General features: G+C 70.0%; 13 protein-coding genes. 9 read left to right on the top strand and 4 right to left on the bottom strand.

Annotated elements, in window-relative coordinates:
* Positions 1-179 precede the first annotated feature (179 nt).
* The 6 genes from ACZ7J0_RS07555 (at position 180) to ACZ7J0_RS07530 (ending at position 9508) form a co-directional block, all read left to right on the top strand.
* Positions 180-1298 carry a DegT/DnrJ/EryC1/StrS family aminotransferase gene (locus tag ACZ7J0_RS07555; RefSeq protein WP_468705897.1) on the top strand — a complete coding sequence of 373 codons (1119 nt, stop codon included), beginning with the start codon at positions 180-182 and terminating at the stop codon, positions 1296-1298.
* Entirely contained in the window at positions 1295-2311 is a 1017-nt protein-coding gene (locus ACZ7J0_RS07550) for a Gfo/Idh/MocA family protein (RefSeq protein ID WP_470884912.1), read from the top strand. The genes ACZ7J0_RS07555 and ACZ7J0_RS07550 overlap by 4 nt, the downstream gene beginning before the upstream one ends.
* A 96-nt stretch (positions 2312-2407) precedes the next feature.
* Positions 2408-4996, top strand: a complete 2589-nt coding sequence (locus tag ACZ7J0_RS07545) for a glycosyltransferase family 4 protein (RefSeq protein ID WP_470884910.1) — start codon at positions 2408-2410, stop codon at positions 4994-4996.
* A gap of 20 nt (positions 4997-5016) precedes the next feature.
* On the top strand, positions 5017-6603 hold the full coding sequence (locus ACZ7J0_RS07540) for a glycosyltransferase family 4 protein (protein WP_470884909.1): 1587 nt from the start codon (positions 5017-5019) through the stop codon (positions 6601-6603).
* Between the two features lie 44 nt (positions 6604-6647).
* Positions 6648-8228 carry a glycosyltransferase family 2 protein gene (locus ACZ7J0_RS07535; protein ID WP_470885171.1) on the top strand — a complete coding sequence of 527 codons (1581 nt, stop codon included), beginning with the start codon at positions 6648-6650 and terminating at the stop codon, positions 8226-8228.
* The gene (locus tag ACZ7J0_RS07530) at positions 8225-9508 is read left to right on the top strand and encodes a nucleotide sugar dehydrogenase (RefSeq protein ID WP_470884907.1); all 1284 of its coding nucleotides are present in this window, start codon (positions 8225-8227) and stop codon (positions 9506-9508) included. Before ACZ7J0_RS07535 ends, ACZ7J0_RS07530 begins: the two co-directional genes overlap by 4 nt.
* Positions 9509-9592: 84 nt before the next feature.
* Here the strand turns inward: ACZ7J0_RS07530 and ACZ7J0_RS07525 are convergent, their stop codons facing one another.
* The 4 genes from ACZ7J0_RS07525 to ACZ7J0_RS07510 form a co-directional block, all read right to left on the bottom strand.
* A complete protein-coding gene (locus ACZ7J0_RS07525) occupies positions 9593-11188 on the bottom strand; it encodes a N,N-dimethylformamidase beta subunit family domain-containing protein (RefSeq protein WP_470884905.1) in 1596 nt (531 codons plus the stop codon).
* A gap of 121 nt (positions 11189-11309) precedes the next feature.
* Entirely contained in the window at positions 11310-12473 is a 1164-nt protein-coding gene (locus ACZ7J0_RS07520) for an acyltransferase family protein (protein WP_470884903.1), read from the bottom strand.
* 107 nt (positions 12474-12580) lie between these two features.
* Positions 12581-13177: an acyltransferase gene (locus ACZ7J0_RS07515; protein WP_468705885.1), complete on the bottom strand. Its 597-nt coding sequence runs from the start codon at positions 13175-13177 to the stop codon at positions 12581-12583.
* A complete protein-coding gene (locus tag ACZ7J0_RS07510; RefSeq protein ID WP_470884901.1) occupies positions 13174-14772 on the bottom strand; it encodes a glycosyltransferase in 1599 nt (532 codons plus the stop codon). The genes ACZ7J0_RS07515 and ACZ7J0_RS07510 overlap by 4 nt, the downstream gene beginning before the upstream one ends.
* 428 nt (positions 14773-15200) lie before the next feature.
* On the opposite strand from ACZ7J0_RS07510, the gene rplU reads away from it, so the two are divergent.
* The 3 genes from rplU to obgE all read left to right on the top strand — a co-directional run bounded on the left by rplU (position 15201) and on the right by obgE (position 17379).
* On the top strand, positions 15201-15521 hold the full coding sequence (rplU, locus tag ACZ7J0_RS07505) for a 50S ribosomal protein L21 (protein WP_015033583.1): 321 nt from the start codon (positions 15201-15203) through the stop codon (positions 15519-15521).
* A 14-nt stretch (positions 15522-15535) separates the two neighbouring features.
* Positions 15536-15790, top strand: a complete 255-nt coding sequence (gene rpmA, locus ACZ7J0_RS07500) for a 50S ribosomal protein L27 (RefSeq protein ID WP_468705879.1) — start codon at positions 15536-15538, stop codon at positions 15788-15790.
* Positions 15791-15939: 149 nt separating this feature from the next.
* Complete coding sequence (obgE, locus tag ACZ7J0_RS07495) at positions 15940-17379, top strand: GTPase ObgE (protein ID WP_470884899.1); 1440 nt, start codon at positions 15940-15942, stop codon at positions 17377-17379.
* Positions 17380-17495: the final 116 nt, after the last annotated feature.

Genomic DNA, 17495 nt, shown 5'->3' with positions numbered 1-17495 from the left:
GCGGGCCCCGCCCGGAGACTACGGTCGGTGACCGACCCGGATCCGGGACAGACCGGTCCCAGCATTCCTCGGTAGGGCGTCGGCATCGCGCCGGAGGGGTACGCGCGGCCTCGTAAGACGTCCGCAGCACCCCTGACCTCTGCCACATAGAGCTCTTGCGGTGTTCAAGGAGGACGTCCATGCCGAGCATCAACGAGCAGCCCATCCCCGCTGCCCGCCCGGTCATCGGTGAAGAAGAGATCGAAGCGGCCGTACGCGTACTGCGCACGGGCCGCGTCGTACAGGGCCCCGAGGTGGCCGCGTTCGAGGAGGGATTCTCGGAGCTGGTCGACGGCCGTCACTGCGTCGCCGTCAACTCCGGTACCTCCGCGCTGCATCTCCTTCTGATGGCTCTGAACATCGGCCCGGGCGACGAGGTGATCGTCCCGTCGTTCTCGTTCGCCGCCTCGGCCAACGCCGTGCGACTGGTCGGCGCCGACGCCGTCTTCGTCGACATCGAGGCCGACAGCTTCAACATCGACCCGGCCGCGGTCGAGGCCGCGATCACGCCGCGGACCGCCGCGATCATGCCGGTCCACATCTACGGCAACCCGGCCGCGATGGACAAGATCATGGCCATCGCCGACAAGCACAAGCTGGCGGTCGTCGAGGACGCCTGCCAGGCGCACGCGGCGGCGCTGAACGGAACCCCGGTCGGTGCCTTCGGCTCCGGCGGCACGTTCAGCTTCTACCCGACGAAGAACATGCACTCCCTCGAGGGCGGCATGATCTCCACGGCCGACGCCGAGATCGCTCGTACCCTGCGCCTGCTGCGCAACCAGGGCATGGAGCAGCGCTACGCCAACGAGATCGTCGGCGCCAACATGCGGATGACGGACGTCAACGCCGCCATCGGCCGTGTCCAGCTGGGCAAGCTCGGCGGCTGGACCGAGCAGCGCATCGCGAACGCCGCGTACCTCACGGCGAACATCACCGCTCCCAATGTGGTGACCCCGATCGTCGCCGAGGGCGCGCGTCACATCTACCACCAGTACACGATCCGTGTGCGGGGCGACCGTGACGCCGCGATGGCGAAGCTGACCGAGGCCGGCATCGGCAACGCGGTGTACTACCCGACGCCGATCCACCGTCTGAAGCCGTACTGGGAGCCGGACCAGAAGGCCGGTCGCGTCTGGGACCTGCCCGAGACCGAGCGCGCGGCCGCCGAGGTCGTCTCGCTCCCGGTCCACCCCTCCCTGACCGAGAACGACCTTGAGCGCATCGTCACCGCGGTGAACGCGCTGGGAGAGAACCTGTGACTGCCGCTGTACTGCGAGCCGGCCTGATCGGCCTCGGCTCCATGGGACGCCACCACGCCCGTGTCCTCGCCGGACTCGAGGGCGTACAGCTGGTCGGCGTCGTCGACCCGATGGGTGACAAGAACGGCTGGGCCCAGGGTGCCCCCGTGCTGTCGACCGTCGAGGAGCTCATCTCCCTCGGCATCGACTACGCCGTGGTGGCCTGCCCGACCGCGCTGCACGAGGAAGTCGGCCTGAAGCTGGCCGAGGCCGGCGTCGGCGCCCTCATCGAGAAGCCCGTCGCGGACACCGTCCCCGGCGCCCGCCGTCTCGTCGAGGCGTTCGAGAGCCGCGGCCTGGTGGCCGGCGTCGGCCACATCGAGCGCTGCAACCCGGCGCTGCGCTCGCTGCGCAGCCGTCTGGAGGCCGGCGAGCTGGGCGAGGTCTTCCAGGTCGTCACCCGCCGCCAGGGTCCCTTCCCGCACCGCATCGCCGATGTCGGCGTGGTCAAGGACCTCGCGACGCACGACATCGACCTCACCGCCTGGGTGACCGGCCAGGAGTACACCTCCATCGCCGCCCACACGGTGTCGAAGTCGGGCCGTCCCCACGAGGACATGGTCTCCGCGGTCGGCAAGCTGACCGACGGCACCATGGTCAACCACCTGGTGAACTGGCTGAGCCCGCTGAAGGAGCGATTCACCTCGGTCACCGGTGAGAAGGGCTGCTTCATCGCGGACACCCTCACCGCCGACCTCACCTTCTACTCGAACGCCGCGCAGGCGACCGAGTGGGAGGCGCTCCAGGCGTTCCGCGGGGTCTCCGAGGGCGACATGATCCGCTACGCCATCCCGAAGCGCGAGCCGCTCCTCGTGGAACACGAGCTCTTCCGGGACGCGGTGCTCGGCAAGTCGGACGACATCTGCACGCTGCGTCAGGGTCTCCGTACGGTGGAGGTGGCCGCAGCGGTGCTGGAGTCGGCCGCCCAGGGCAGTACTGTCCGTTTCGACCACATCAGCGGCGGGACTGCCTGACCCACCTCGGCGCGGACCCGCCGCTTGTCCCCGGTTCCCTTGTCCACAAGGGGGCCGGGGACGCCGAACTCCTGTCCCACCCGGAGGAAGTACGTAATGGAATCCCCTGCCCGCAGGCCGAGGCTCGCGGTGATCGTCGCCAACGGCATCACGGGCGACTCTCGCGTTCAGAAGACCGCTGTCGCTGCGGCGCGAGACGGCTGGGACGTCACCTTGGTGGGCAGGAGCGACACCAAGCGCGTTCAGCACTCGAAAATGGGCCCGATCGACGTGATCCGGGTTCCCGTGGGCACGGAATACCTCCGGGCGGTGAACGCCCGCAAGGCCCATCCGCTGCGCGCCGCCGCCACCCAGTTCCATCTGCAGGACCAGGCCGCGCTGAACCGCTACACCGCGGCGTACCGCGCCTGGGTCCGGGAGAAGTCCTCCGAGAGCATCTGGGCGGGCACCCCGCGCCGCGCGTCGCTCAAGGCGATCCTGCGGGCGCGCCGGGCCGTGCACCGCTTCCGCGTTCGTGCGTTCAAGTGGGAGCAGCGCCGTCGGCCCAAGGATCCGGCTCCGGTGCGCGACTGGCGCCGCGACTGGCCGCAGGTGACCGATCTCGACCTGGCCTTCGGCCCGGTGCTCGAGAAGATCAAGCCGGACGTCATCCACGCCAACGACGCGACGATGATCGTCACGGCCGCGCGCAGCGCCGCCCGCCTCGCCGCCGCGGGGCACCGCTGTGCCTGGCTGTACGACGCCCACGAGTACATCAAGGGCGTCGAATGGCCCAACGCCCGTCAGGCCTACGCGCTGCCCGCGATGGAGGCCGAGTTCATCGGCCGTGCCGACGCGGTGGTCACCGTCTCCACGCAGATGGCGGAGCTGCTCAAGGACGACCACAAGCTGCGCAAGCTTCCCCTGGTCGTGGGCAACTCACCGGTACGTGAGGTGATCGGTGGCGGGAAGGCCAAGTCCTCCGTCCGTGAGGCGTGCGGCCTCGGTCCCGACGTGCCCCTCATGGTCTACTCCGGCTGGATCGGCCGTGAGCGCGGTGTGGACGCCGTCATCGACGGCCTGCCCGAGCTTCCCGGCTTCCACCTGGCGCTGGTGGTGGGCCGGACGACGCCGCTGCTCGAGGAGCTCCTCGCGCACGCCGAGACCCTCGGGGTACGCGACCGCATCCACCTGGTGCCGTACGTGCCGCAGCACGAGGTCGCCGACTACCTTTCGTCCGCGGACCTGGGCCTCACGCCCTTCAAGCGCGTCCCCAATTGCGAGGTCTCGCTGCCGACGAAGGTCTCGGAGTACCTCCAGGCCCGGCTCCCGCTGGTCACCAGCGATGTGAAGGTCATCAAGGCGTACGTCGAGGAGCACGGCCTGGGTGAGGTCTTCACCTGGGACGACCCGAAGACGTTCGCCGGCGCCGCCGCCCGCGCGATGGAGAACCGCGAGCAGCTCGCCGAGCGCATCACGGAGGAGATCCTCACCGAGCTGTCCTGGGAGGAGCAGAGCGGCCGTCTCATGCAGCTGTACCGCGAGCTGTCGAAGAAGACGCCGCCCGGCCCGCGCCCCGACGTGTCGTGGACCGTCCAGGAGACCCCGGGAGCCGTCCGTACGGTGGAGATCACCACCCCGGACGGTCAGCCGGTCTGGAAGAAGCTCGGTGCCACCCGGGTCAAGCTGGGCCTCGGCCCGGCCAACTACGCGGGCCAGGCGGCCGCGTACGCGCAGGCGATCACGCGCCTCAACCCCGACGTGTCCGTCGAGGTCGTGATGAACAAGCGCCCGGACTCCTTCGACTACCCGGCCGACGTCTATGTCGACGCCACCCGGCTGCGCGAGCTGGAGGTGCAGTTCCAGCAGGTCGAGCGGGTCGTCGGCCGTTACACGCACCTCCTCGTCGACGCCTTCATGCCGGTGTTCGGCTACCTCAACGGCTCCTCGGTGGCCGGTGACCTCGCCGCGCTCAAGCAGGCCAAGGTGAAGGTCGGCCTGCTGGCCCACGGCAGTGACATCCGCCATCCCGGCAACCACATGCGGCGCCACGCGTTCTCGCTGTTCCACGACGCCCCAGAGGGCATCGCCGAGAAGCTCCAGGCCAAGGCCGAGCTGAACAAGCGGATCGCCGACGAGAGCGGCCTGCCGCTGTTCGTCACCACCCCCGACCTGCTCGACGACCTGCCGACGGCCACCTGGGCGCCGCTCGTCGTCGACGTGCTGTCCTGGGCCAGTGAGCACCCGGTCATGGAGCGCGAGCGCCCCGTGGTGCTGCACGCCCCGTCCAAGCGCTGGACCAAGGGCACGGACCGGATCATGCCCCTGCTCACCGAGCTCCACGACAAGGGCGTCATCGAGTTCAAGCTCGCCGAGGGCATCCCGTGGGCCGAGATGCGGGAGCTGGTCCAGAGCTGCGACGTGGTGCTCGACCAGTTCACCACCGGCAGCTACGGCACCTTCGCCGTCGAGGCGATGGCGGCCGGCCGGCCGGTCGTCGGTTACATCAGCGACGAGGTGAAGGCGGTCACGCAGGGCGCCCTGCCCATCGTCAACGCCACCCCGGAGAACCTCCGCGAGGTCCTGGAGTCCCTGCTCGCGGACCGCGAGGACGCGGCCCGGATCGGCCGTGACTCGGTGGAGTTCGCCCGTACCTACCACGACGGAACCTGGACCGCGCAGGTTCTGAGCGGTTTCCTCAAGTGACCGGTCCAGAAAGGCTGTTCATGGAAGCGCAGAGTGCCGACGCGCCCCGCCCCACCAAGGGCCGCGTCGTCATGCTGGTCGACAACAAGGTCGAGGGCGACTCCCGGGTGCAGAAGGCCGCCGAGTCCGCCGCGGCCGCCGGCTGGGACGTGGTCCTCCTCGGTCTCGTCCGCTCCGGCAACGGACGCAGCTGGAAGCTCGGCGACGCCGAGGTCCGGCTGCTGCCGCTGAAGACCCCGCTGGCCAAGCGGCACGCGGAGCGCCACCGCTCGCTGCTGCGCCGCCCGCTCGCCTACCCGCCCGGCCCCCTCGCCGCCTACCGGCGCCAGTGGGCGCGGGCCTGGCGCGCCGATGTCGCGACGCGTCGCGCCGCCCTTCGGGTGGTGCCCGACGCCGTCGGCTCGCCGCTGTTCCGCAAGACGGAGAAGGCCCGCCTCGCGGTGGCCGGTCCCGCGTCCAAGTTCATGCAGAAGTGGGTCGGTTTCCGCTCCCGCCAGACCAGCCAGGCCCAGAAGGCCGGCCGCGCCCTGCGCGGCCCGCTGGACCGCGCGTTCACCGCGACCTGGACGGCCACCAAGGGCAACCGCGCCTGGCGACGGCTCGAGCCGGTCCTGTGGGACTACGAGCTGACGTACGGCAAGGAGATCGACGCGCTCGAGCCCGACCTGATCCACGCCAACGACTTCCGGATGCTCGGTGTCGGAGCGCGCGCCGCCGTACGGGCCCGGGCCGCCGGCCGCCAGGTGAAGCTGGTCTGGGACGCCCACGAGTACCTGCCCGGGGTGCGCCCCTGGGAGGACAACGCCCACTGGATCCCCGGCAACACCGCGCACGAGAGCGAGTTCGCTCCGTACGCCGACGCCGTCGTCACCGTCTCCGAGGGCCTCGGCGACCTGCTGCGCGAGCGCCACGGCCTCAAGGAGCAGCCGACGGTGGTCCTCAACGCGCCGGACAGGCCCGTCGAGGCGGACCCGGCGCTGGAGGACAGCGAGCCGGTTCCGGACCTGCGCGCCCTGTGCGGCATCGGCCCGGACGTCCCGCTGGTCGTCTACAGCGGCTCGCCGGGGCCCCAGCGCGGCCTCGGCGACATGGTGGAGGCCCTGCCGAAGCTGGACGGCGTCCACATGGCCTTCGTCGTGCCCGCCCCCGCGGCCGGGTACATCCAGGGGCTGCTGCGCCGTGCCGAGGAGCTCGGAGTCGGTGACCGTCTGCACGCCGTGCCGTACGTCCCGCACTGGCAGGTGGTGCGCTTCCTGTCCGCCGCCAACGTCGGCTGCATCCCGATCCACCACTGGCCGAACCACGAGATCGCGCTGATCACGAAGTTCTTCGAGTACTCGCACGCCCGGCTGCCGCTGGTGGTCAGCGATGTGAAGACCATGTCCGAGGTGACCCGTTCCACGGGCCAGGGCGAGGTCTGCAAGGCCGAGGACATCGACGATCTCGTACGCGCGATCAAGGCGGTCCTCGCGGACCCCGAGCGCTACAAGGCCGCCTACGACAAGCCGGGTCTGCTCGACACCTGGACGTGGGAGGCGCAGGCCGAGGTGCTGGACGCGCTCTACACGCGCCTGGTCCCCGGCGGCTCCTCCAAGGCGGGATCGTGACGACCACCCCCGACGTCACCGTCGTCGTCGCCGTCTACAACACGATGCCCTATCTGACGGAGTGCCTGAACTCACTCATCGGGCAGAGCATCGGCCGGCGCCGGCTGGAGATCGTCGCGGTCGACGACGGCTCCACGGACGACAGCGGTGCCGAACTGGACCGCTTCGCCGAGCGTTACCCCGAGACGGTCAAGGTGATCCACCAGGCCAACTCGGGCGGTCCGGCGGCGCCGAGCAACCGCGCGCTGGACGTGGCCACGGGGCGCTACGTCTACTTCATAGGCTCGGACGACTACCTGGGCAAGGAAGCCCTGGAGCGCCTGGTCGGCTACGCCGACACCCACGACTCGGATGTCGTGGTCGGCAAGATGGTGGGCACCAACGGCCGTTACGTCCACCAGGCGCTGTACAAGAAGAACGACCCGGACGTCAGCCTGTACGACTCGGCGCTGCCCTTCACCCTCGCCAACACCAAGCTGTTCCGGCGCGAGCTGGTGGAGAAGTACCGTCTGCGCTTCCCCGAGGACCTGCCGGTCGGCAGCGACCAGCCGTTCACCATCGAGGCCTGCGTCCGCGCCCGGAAGATCTCCGTCCTGTCGGACTACACGTTCTACTACGCCGTCAAGCGGGGCGACGCGAGCAACATCACCTACCGCGCGAACCATCTCTCCCGGCTGCGCTGCACCGCGGAGATCATGAAGCACGCGGCGGGGCTCGTCGAGGCGGGACCGCAGCGCGACGCCCTCTTCAAGCGCCATTTCACCTGGGAGCTCGCCAAGCTCGTCCAGGACGACTTCCCGGCCCTGGACCGGGAGACCCGGAACGAGCTGTGCGCCGGTATCGCGGCGCTGGCGGACGAGTACTTCACCGAGCCGCTGCGCGACTCGATGGACGTCCAGCGGCGGGTGCGGATCGCCCTCGCCCAGCGCGGCGCCGTGGACGAACTGGTCGAGGCGATCGAGCTCGACACGCTGCACGGAGGCGCCGGCTTCCTGCTGGAACACGACCGCGCGTTCGTCCGCTACCCCGGCTTCCGGGACGGCCTCGGCCTGCCCGACCGTTACTTCGAGGTCATCGGTGAGAGCGTGGCGGCCAGACTCGCCGGCGTCACGCGGCTGGTGTCGGCCGAGTGGGAGCAGAACAACGGCGACCTGGCCCTGTCCCTCGCGGTGCGCCTCGGCGTGACGGGTGACACCTCCTCGGCGGCCGTGCGGCTGATCTCGGGCGCGATGCCCAAGAGCGCCGACAAGCCCGGTGGCCGAAGACTCCCCGCAGGGCATGAACTCCCTCCCGTCGTGGGCGAGTCGACCCAGGAGGCGGACCCCGAGGGCCGGAGTACCACCCTGCGCGCCACCGTGCCCCTGCCGCCCCGTAAAGCCACCCTCGGCGCGCGGGTCCATCTGGATCTGGCAGGCTCGACGTACGAGATTCCGATCCAGACCCGCGGTCTGCCGCTGCCGCTCGCCCGCCGCTGGCGGGAGACCATCCCCTACCGCGCCTCGGCGAATTCGAACCCCAAGGGCCGACTGGTGATCACCACAGCCCCGCTGTGGGAGCCGTCACCCTCGCTGCGCATGCGGCTGCGCCCCCTGCTGTCCCGGTTGAAGAGGAAAGTAATCCGATGAATATCTGTGTAGTCGCGCTCGGCAAGATCGGCCTGCCGCTCGCCGTGCAGTTCGCCGCCAAGGGCCACAAGGTCATCGGCGCCGACGTGAACGAGAAGGTCGTCGAGCTGGTCAACGCCGGCGTCGAGCCCTTCCCCGGCGAGTTCGACCTCGACCGTCTGCTCAAGGAGACGGTCGGCGCCGGGCTGCTCTCCGCGACCACCGACACCACCGCCGCCGTCGCCCAGTCCGACGCCGTCGTCGTCGTGGTCCCGCTCTTCGTCGACGCCGAGGGCACGCCGGACTTCGGCTGGATGGACTCCGCGACCAAGGCGATCGCCAAGGGCCTCAAGCCCGGCACGCTGGTCTCGTACGAGACCACCCTGCCGGTCGGCACGACCCGTACCCGCTGGGCGCCGATGCTGGAGGAGGGCTCCGGCCTGACCGCCGGCGAGGACTTCCACCTGGTCTTCTCCCCGGAGCGGGTGCTCACCGGCCGTGTCTTCGCCGACCTGCGCCGCTACCCCAAGCTCGTCGGCGGCATCGACGAGGCGTCCACGGCCCGCGGTGTCGAGTTCTACGAGCAGGTGCTGGACTTCGACGACCGCGCGGACCTGCCGCAGCCGAACGGCGTGTGGGACCTGGGCACCGCCGAGGCGTCCGAGCTCGCCAAGCTCGCCGAGACCACCTACCGCGACGTCAACATCGGCCTGGCGAACCAGTTCGCCCGCTTCGCCGACAAGAACGGCATCGACGTCAAGAAGGTCATCGAGGCCTGCAACTCGCAGCCGTACAGCCACATCCACCAGCCGGGTATCGCCGTCGGTGGCCACTGCATCCCGATCTACCCGCGGATGTACCTGTGGAACGACCCGGAGGCCACCGTCGTGCGCTCGGCCCGTGAGGCCAACGCCGCGATGCCCGAGTACGCCGTGGACCTGCTGGCCGCCGCGTACGGCGACCTCAAGGACGTCCACGTGCTCGTCCTGGGCGCCGCCTACCGCGGTGGCGTCAAGGAGACGGCCTTCTCCGGCGTCTTCGGCACGGTCGAGGCGCTGAAGGCGCGCGGCGCGGTGCCGTTCGTCTCCGACCCGATGTACACCGCCGAGGAGCTCGCCGCGCACGGCCTCACCCCGCACCAGGGCGAGACGGTCACCGCCGCGATCCTGCAGGCCGACCACGCCGAGTACCGGGAGCTGGCCGCCTCCGACCTGCCGGACGTCACCGTCCTGGTCGACGGCCGCCGCACGACGGACCCGGCCAACTGGGAGGGCGTGCGCCGCGTCGTCATCGGCGGCTGACGCTCCCCGGTCCCCGTACACCACAGGGTGACGAGAAGGGGCCCCGCCCGGCAGCAGCCGGGCGGGGCCCCTTCGTCGTCTTCCCTACACGCGCTTCTGCAGCATCCTGTTGATCAGGTTGTCGGTCGCCTTGCGCATCGCGTCGCGGGGCGCCCGCTGCTTGACCCTGGTGTTCATGTACAGGTCGTCGTCGACCAGCGCGAGCGGCCAGTGGAAGGTCCCGGCGGCGAACACCATCGCGCCGTTCGGGTACTCCGTCAGGGCGGTGTGCTGGATCGTCGGCCAGGTGACGCCCGGGCGGCGGTCGGTGTACGGGGACACCGCGAGCAGGGTGCGCCGGGCGCCCTGCGGGCTCGGGGACTTCGGGTCGTAGGCGTCCGCCTCGATACCGACCATCCCAGGGAGCTTGTCGCCCTCGCGCAGTCCGGTGCCCGCCCACAGCCAGTGGGTGGCCTCCTTGATGATCATCGGTGCCGGTCGGTCGATCTGCACGATGCCGTTGAACTGGATGCCGAGCAGGCCCTGTTCGGCGAACCGCCGGTCCTTGTGGATCTCCCGCCAGCGGGAGGTGGGCCCCGCCGCGTCGGGCGTGGGATCGGGCGCCGACTTGTAGCAGGCCATGAGCCGGTCGCTGACACCCGTGGAGGACGGCTCCATCCGGATGTGGAAGTAGACGTTGTTGGCGCCGAGGAACGCGAGGTGCTTGCCCGCGTCGACGGCCTTCCTGGCCGAGTCGAACATCGGCCGGGACCAGTACTCGTCGTGGCCGGGGAAGAAGACCGCGCCGTACTGGGACGGGTCGATGGTTCCGTCGTGCAGGTCGAGGCTGCTCGCGTAGGTGACGTCACGGCCGCTCGCCTCGAGCCAGCGGGCGAAGCTGGTGTCCATGTTGAACCAGCTCGGGGTGCCGGCGCCGCTGTAGGGACGGTCGAAGGAGACCTTGAACGCCCGCTGTTCGGCGCCGCCGAGCTTCCCGTCGGGCAGATAGCCGCGGTAAAGGTTCTTGCCGATGCGCTTGTCCTTCGGCCACATGTTGTAGGCCTGGTAGGTGGCGAAGGGAATGACGCACAGAATGTCGGAGGTGCGCCGGGGCTCGCGGACGACGAAGGGCGTGCTGCTGCGGTAGCCGTCGTCGGCGGTGAAGACGGCCTGGTAGAGGCCGGACATCCAGCTGTCGGGGATGCGCAGCTGCCACGAGACGGGCCACTTGCACTCGATGGCGCCGGTCCGCGGGTCGGACTCGGGGATGAGACGGCGCAGGCCCCGCAGCGTGTCGCTCGTCGTCATCAGGCGGGCGCCCGCGCCGCCGTAGTCGCCTATTCGGTAAACGGCGATCCGGTAGGTCGGGGCGCTGCGTACGGAGACATGGAAGGAGACGACCTCGCCCTGACCCACCGACGTGGTCGAGGCGTACCCCATGATGTCGCCGCCGCGGTCGCCCGAGGCCATGGGGATCTTGTCGTTGGGAATCCAGTCCTTGGACCCCGCCAGCCGGTTCTCCTCGGCGATGGTGCGCGGGGGCTCGACGTCGGCCGCGGGCTCGACGGGCTGGGGGGACGGCTCAGCGGCCTCCGCTTCCCGCTGACCCGGGATCAGGTTGCCGCGGAAAGCGTAGGCCGCCACCCCGGCTGTCCCGACTCCGAACAGCCCCAGCACTGTACGGCGCGGCGGTTTCGACATGAGCTACCTCCTGAATGAACTCCGGGAGATAGGACGGGCAAACGCGCGGAGTGGGTTTACTCCGGGTCCGAACTTTCTTCAGGAAACGGACACGGATTGGTCACAGGAAACGGAATAAGATCTAAGACTTGTCGGCCCGGTCGAGGGCCTCACGGTCCAGGGCCTTCCGCAGCCAGGTCTGGGCCGGCTTCTCCACCAGCTTGTGTGTGAGCCAGGCCAGCACGATCAACGCGGTCGTCGTGATGCCCAGCGTCGGCCAGGCGCCCATGTGCCCGTACAGCTCGCGGATCATCGCCCAGCCCAGCTCCTCGTGCAGGAGGTAGAGCGGATAGACCAGCGCGCCCGCCGTCGTCAGCCACTTCCAGTTGAGCCGGTCGAACTTGTGCAGGGCCACGCCCAGCACCAGGAGATAGAAGACGGTCACCAGGGCCAGCGCGATGTACGGGTCGCGGTCGTAGCCCTTGTCGCGAAGTCCGTCGGCGTGCTCGACCAGGTCGCTCTGCATCACCAGCCAGCTCGCGCCGAGCAGGCCCCAGAGCTTGAGGTCCGGGCCGAACCGGTACATCAGGTACATCGCGATACCCGCCACGAACAGCGCGGTGTTCAGCGGCTGCGCGAAGATGCCCAGCAGCGGCACGTCCTTGTCCTGCTGCACCAGCACGCTGGCCAGCAGCCACACCCAGCTGAAGACCGTGACGCGCTGGTAGTCGAGGCCCTTCCACAGCACCACGAGGAAGATCAGATAGAAGGTGAGCTCGACCCACAGGGTCCAGTACGCGCCGACCAGATGCTGCGCCGACAGCGGCACCTGGAACATCGTCAGGTTGGTCAGCGAGTCACTGATGCTCGGCGACTTGCGCTGGCCGTCCGGCAGGGCGCGCCAGACCGCGAAGGCCACGAGCACCGAGAACCAGTAGGCCGGGAACAGCCGCAGGAAGCGGGCACGGACGAACTGCCCCGGCGTCCGGTTCCAGGCGGACAGGCAGATGACGAAGCCGCTGATGATGAAGAACAGCTGGACGCCGTAGGACCCGTACGAGGTCACCGGGAAGAGCCAGGGGAAGAGCTCTTTGGGGTTCACACCCCAGTTGGCCTTCGTGGCCGCGTCGACGCCCGTGAAGTGGAATATCAGCACCGACATCGCCGCGACCACCCGCAGTGCGTCGAGCGCGTACAGCCGAGGGCGGGGCGCCCGGGGAGTCTGCTGAGTGCTGCCCGAGGGCTTCGGAGCCGTGGTGACTGCCGTGTCCAGGGGGCCGGGAGCCTGGACGTCGGTCTGTGACATGTGTCGGCCTCGCTTGTATCGGGGCGCCGGAACCCGGCCATCCTATGCGTACATAAAAAAGGGGGCCTCAAGAGAGGCCCCCTCGGGGTCGCGTCCCGCCGGGCCGGCTACGCCTCGGTGAGCACGCCGTCCTTCTCCGCGTACAGGCGCCCCGACTTGGGGCACTCCCAGACGCCGGGCTCCCCCTCGCGCTCGACCAGGCGCACACCCTCGTGGCCCACCCAGCCGATCCGGCGCGCCGGGACACCGACGACCAGGCCGAAGTCCGGTACGTCCTTGGTGACGACCGCGCCGGCCGCGATCATCGCCCAGCGGCCGATCGTGATCGGGGCCACGCAGACGGACCGCGCACCGATGGAGGCGCCGTCGAGGATCTTGACGCCCACGGCCTCCCAGTCGCCGCCGCGCTTCTGCTTGCCCTCGGGGTCGACCGAGCGCGGGTTGTGGTCATTGGTCAGGACCACGGCGGGGCCGATGAAGACGCCGTCGCCGAGCTCGGCCGGCTCGTACACCAGCGCGTAGTTCTGCAGCTTGCAGTTGTCGCCGATCCGCACGCCCGTACCGACGTAGGCGCCGCGGCCGACCACGCAGCCTTCGCCCAGCCGGGCCTTCTCACGGATCTGGGCGAGCTCCCAGACGCTGCTGCCGGCCCCGATCTCGGCGCTCTCGTCGACCTGGGCGGTGGGCTGGACCCTGTAGTTCACTCTGCTGCCTTTCCGAGGGCGTCTTCGCCGGTCGAGCATACGTCGCGGTCCGCGCCCAGGATCAGCTGGTCGAAGTGGCTCTTCACATTCGCCCAGTCCCAGGCGACCAGGGCGTGCTCGGACGCCTCGTGGCCGCTCTTCAGCCAGTGGTCCTCGTCCGCCGTGACCCGCACGATCCGCGCCGCCGCCTCGGCAGGCGTGCCCACCACCCACGGGGAGGGGAACAGGGCGCGGGCGCCGTGCGGTCTGTCGGCGAAGAACGGCCAGTCGCGCACCACCGGCACGGCGCCGCTGGCCGCGCCCTCCACCAGGCCCAGGTGCCAGCTCTCCCGCACCGAACTGCTGAGAATGACACCGACCTCGGTGAGCGCGCCGGCCACGTCGTCGGTCTGGCCCACCTGCCGCACCGCGCCGGCCGCCTCCAGCCGCGACAGTTCGCGCTGGTACGCCCGGTGGTAGCGGGCGGCCGCCGGACCGGCGTCGGGCTGCATCGGACTTCCCACCAGATGGAGCCGGTAGCGCTCGTCCCTCTGCCGCAGCAGGGTGAGGACCTCCAGCGCCCAGCGCGGATCCTTCGCCACCTGGCTGACGCCCACCATGCCGAGCGTGAAGCGCGCCTCGGGCGTCTTGGACCTGACGAAGGGGCCGAGCCGCACCGCGTTGTCGACGACATGCAGCCGGGGCGCCCCCTTCTCCTTCAAACGGGGGACCGCCGCGACGCAGAAGTCGCGCAGATGCTCGCTGACGAAGACGAGGTCGTCGACGCGGGAGAAGTCGATGATGTGCGGCCAGTGGCTGAAGGCCTCGTAGCTGTGCAGGCGTACGACGATCCGGGTCGGCCCGGGATCGACGAGGGTGAAGAACGCCGCCGCGACCGCGCACCAGTCGATGAAGACGACATCCGCCCAGTCGAGGTGCGGACGCAGCGCCTCCTCGACCTGGCGGCCGTAGTCGGGCTGGCTGCCGAGCGCCCGCTGGATCATCCGCCCCACGCCCTTGGCCAGCGGCGCGAGCACCGGGTCGGCCGCGGTGTCGAGGGTCCGCAGCTCCACCCCGGCGTGCTCGGCGTAGTGCTCGAGGACAGGGCGGAGGAAGTTGTCGTTGCCGTGGTGGGCCACGAGCAGACGCAGCGGTCGGTCGGCCGGCGGGGTGGCAGCGGGCTCCTTGCGGCCCCTGGGCTTGCGCAGGGCGCGCGCGGTACGGCTCTGGCGCAGCGGCGCGGTGAACCGGCCCGGGTTCTCGGCCAGCGGTGAGGTGAGCCCGTCGACGTGCGGGACCCGGTGGAAGGCGAGCAGCAGTGCCTTCGCGGCGGAGCTCGACGCGGCGGCCCAGCGGCCGGCCTCGTGGTCCTCGTCCGCGAGCTCCAGCTGGGCGGCGTACGCCTTGAAGAGGTGCCGGGGCACATGGCCCTTGGCCAGCCGCGCCTCCGCGCCCTCCACCAGCAGCTCGGTTCTCACCCGGGGGTCCTGGATCCGCTGACCCGCGTAACCGAGCAGCCGCTCCGCGATGACCGTGCGCTCCGACCGGGACATCCGGGAGATGGCCCAGCGGGCGATGGTCGTGAACCGTTCATCGCGCATGTCAGGTGTCGGCAAGATGCAGCTCCACGATCGAGGCAGGGACACGGACCGTACGGTTAATCGGACCCGAGTGGAACCCCTCCCCGAGGGTATCGCCGACAGGTCGCTTCCCGGTACGGCCCCTTATACGGGCAGGACGTCCGAGCATGGTCCAGACCGGTCGGCGGGCGCTGAACCGGTGGATCCGGGGCGCTTCCGGACGGCCTCCCGGGAGTGCTCCGCGCCCACCACCCGTTCGGACGCCCACCGACCCGGTTTGACCCCCCGCAGCCCGGCCCGTAACCTTGACCGTCGGCGTGTTTCCATGCGCGCCAGCTCCTGAGCACCTCCCTCCGGCTTCCGGCCTGGAGAGGCCGCTCACCCCCATCCGGAGAGCCGCGGGCCCTTGGCCTGCGTGAGCGGCTGGCATCAGGAGTTCCCGTTCGAGCGAGAGAGAGATCCGCGTGTACGCCATCGTGCGCAGCGGTGGTCGCCAGCACAAGGTTGCTGTCGGCGACATCGTTGAGGTTGACAAGATTTCCACTGCCAAGGTTGGCGACACGGTCGAGCTCTCGACCCTGCTCGTTGTCGACGGCGACGCCGTGACCAGCGACCCGTGGGTCCTGGCCGGTATCAAGGTCACGGCCGAGGTCGTGGACCACCACAAGGGCGCCAAGATCGACATCCTGCGCTACAAGAACAAGACCGGCTACCGCCGTCGCCAGGGCCACCGCCAGCAGTACACGGCGATCAAGGTCACCGGCATCCCCGCGGCTGCGAAGTAAGGGACTGAGGAGACATGGCACACAAGAAGGGCGCATCGTCCACTCGGAACGGTCGCGACTCCAACGCTCAGCGGCTCGGCGTGAAGCGCTTCGGCGGTCAGGTCGTCAACGCCGGTGAGATCCTGGTCCGCCAGCGTGGCACCCACTTCCACCCGGGTTCGGGCGTCGGCCGTGGCGGCGACGACACGCTGTTCGCGCTGAACGCCGGTGCTGTGCAGTTCGGCACCTTCCGCGGCCGCAAGGTCGTGAACATCGTTCCCGTCGCCTGATCCAGGCCCGGTAGACGGTTTTCTTCGCGAGGGCGGACCTTCTTTCCGTACGACGTACGGGAAGCAGGTCCGCCCTTTGTTTGTTGTTATGGAGACGCAGTACGTCTCACGACATTTCGCACGTATGTAAGTAACTGGAGGCACTGAACATGACCACCTTCGTGGACCGCGTCGAGCTGCATGTCGCCGCGGGTAACGGAGGCCACGGCTGTGCCTCCGTTCACCGGGAGAAGTTCAAGCCGCTCGGCGGCCCCGACGGCGGCAACGGCGGCCGTGGCGGCGATGTGATCCTGGTCGTCGACCAGTCCGTCACCACGCTCCTCGAGTACCACCACTCCCCGCACCGCAAGGCGACCAACGGGCAGCCCGGTGCCGGCGACAACCGCTCCGGCAAGGACGGCCAGGACCTCGTCCTGACCGTGCCCGACGGCACCGTCGTCCTCGACAAGCAGGGCAATGTGCTCGCCGACCTGGTCGGCGAGGGCACCACCTTCGTCGCGGGACAGGGCGGCCGCGGCGGCCTCGGCAACGCCGCGCTGGCCTCCGCCCGTCGCAAGGCCCCCGGCTTCGCGCTGCTCGGCGAGCCCGGCGAGACCCGGGACATCGTCCTGGAGCTCAAGACCGTCGCCGACGTGGCGCTGGTCGGCTACCCGAGCGCCGGCAAGTCCTCGCTGATCTCCGTGCTGAGCGCCGCCAAGCCGAAGATCGCGGACTACCCCTTCACCACCCTCGTGCCGAACCTCGGCGTGGTCACGGCCGGCTCGACCGTCTACACCATCGCGGACGTCCCCGGCCTCATCCCGGGCGCCAGCCAGGGCCGCGGCCTCGGCCTGGAGTTCCTGCGCCACGTCGAGCGCTGCTCGGTCCTGGTGCACGTCCTGGACACGGCGACCCTGGAGTCCGAGCGCGACCCGGTCTCCGACCTCGATGTCATCGAGGAGGAGCTGAAGCAGTACGGCGGCCTCGACGACCGCCCGCGTCTCGTCGTCCTCAACAAGATCGACATCCCGGACGGCCAGGACCTGGCGGACATGATCCGCCCGGAGCTGGAAGAGCGCGGCTACCAGGTCTTCGAGGTGTCGGCCGTCGCCCGTACGGGTCTGAAGGAGCTCTCCTTCGCACTGGCCGGCATCGTCGCCCAGGCGCGCGCGGCCAAGCCGAAGGAGGAGGCGACCCGGATCGTCATCCGCCCGAAGGCGGTCGACGACGCGGGCTTCACGGTCACCTTCGAGGAGGACGAGGGCATCTACCGCGTGCGCGGCGAGAAGCCCGAACGCTGGGTCCGCCAGACCGACTTCAGCAACGACGAGGCCGTGGGCTACCTCGCCGACCGCCTCAACCGGCTCGGTGTCGAGGACCAGCTGCTGAAGGCCGGCGCCCGGGCGGGCGACGGCGTGGCGATCGGCGCCGAGGACAACGCGGTCGTCTTCGACTGGGAGCCGAGCATGATGGCGGGCGCCGAGATGCTCGGCCGCCGTGGCGAGGACCACCGCCTGGAGGCCCCGCGCCCCGCTGCCCAGCGCCGCCGGGACCGGGACGCCGAGCGCGACGACGCCCAGCGCGAGTACGACGAGTTCGACCCCTTCTAGAGCGCACCCGCTCACGCCCGCGGCGCCGGACCGATCTCCACGGTCCGGCGCCGCGGCGCGTTTCCGGTGACCGGCGCACGCCTCCCGCGGGCGCGCGATCGGACGACAACGGAAAA

Source organism: Streptomyces sp. NPDC038280 (assembly GCF_055600045.1).
The sequence above is the reverse complement of the archived record's forward strand: the minus strand, read 5'-3'. Positions and strand labels throughout refer to the sequence as shown.

What these genes read in the sequence shown, in the direction of transcription:
- ACZ7J0_RS07555 (WP_468705897.1), top strand. Translation starts at nt 180, where the DNA reads ATGCCGAGCATCAACGAGCAGCCCATCCCCGCTGCCCGCCCGGTCATC.
- ACZ7J0_RS07545 (WP_470884910.1), top strand. Translation starts at nt 2,408, where the DNA reads ATGGAATCCCCTGCCCGCAGGCCGAGGCTCGCGGTGATCGTCGCCAAC.
- ACZ7J0_RS07540 (WP_470884909.1), top strand. Translation starts at nt 5,017, where the DNA reads ATGGAAGCGCAGAGTGCCGACGCGCCCCGCCCCACCAAGGGCCGCGTC.
- ACZ7J0_RS07535 (WP_470885171.1), top strand. Translation starts at nt 6,648, where the DNA reads ATGCCCTATCTGACGGAGTGCCTGAACTCACTCATCGGGCAGAGCATC.
- ACZ7J0_RS07530 (WP_470884907.1), top strand. Translation starts at nt 8,225, where the DNA reads ATGAATATCTGTGTAGTCGCGCTCGGCAAGATCGGCCTGCCGCTCGCC.
- ACZ7J0_RS07525 (WP_470884905.1), bottom strand. Translation starts at nt 11,188, where the DNA reads ATGTCGAAACCGCCGCGCCGTACAGTGCTGGGGCTGTTCGGAGTCGGG.
- ACZ7J0_RS07520 (WP_470884903.1), bottom strand. Translation starts at nt 12,473, where the DNA reads ATGTCACAGACCGACGTCCAGGCTCCCGGCCCCCTGGACACGGCAGTC.
- rpmA (WP_468705879.1), top strand. Translation starts at nt 15,536, where the DNA reads ATGGCACACAAGAAGGGCGCATCGTCCACTCGGAACGGTCGCGACTCC.
- obgE (WP_470884899.1), top strand. Translation starts at nt 15,940, where the DNA reads ATGACCACCTTCGTGGACCGCGTCGAGCTGCATGTCGCCGCGGGTAAC.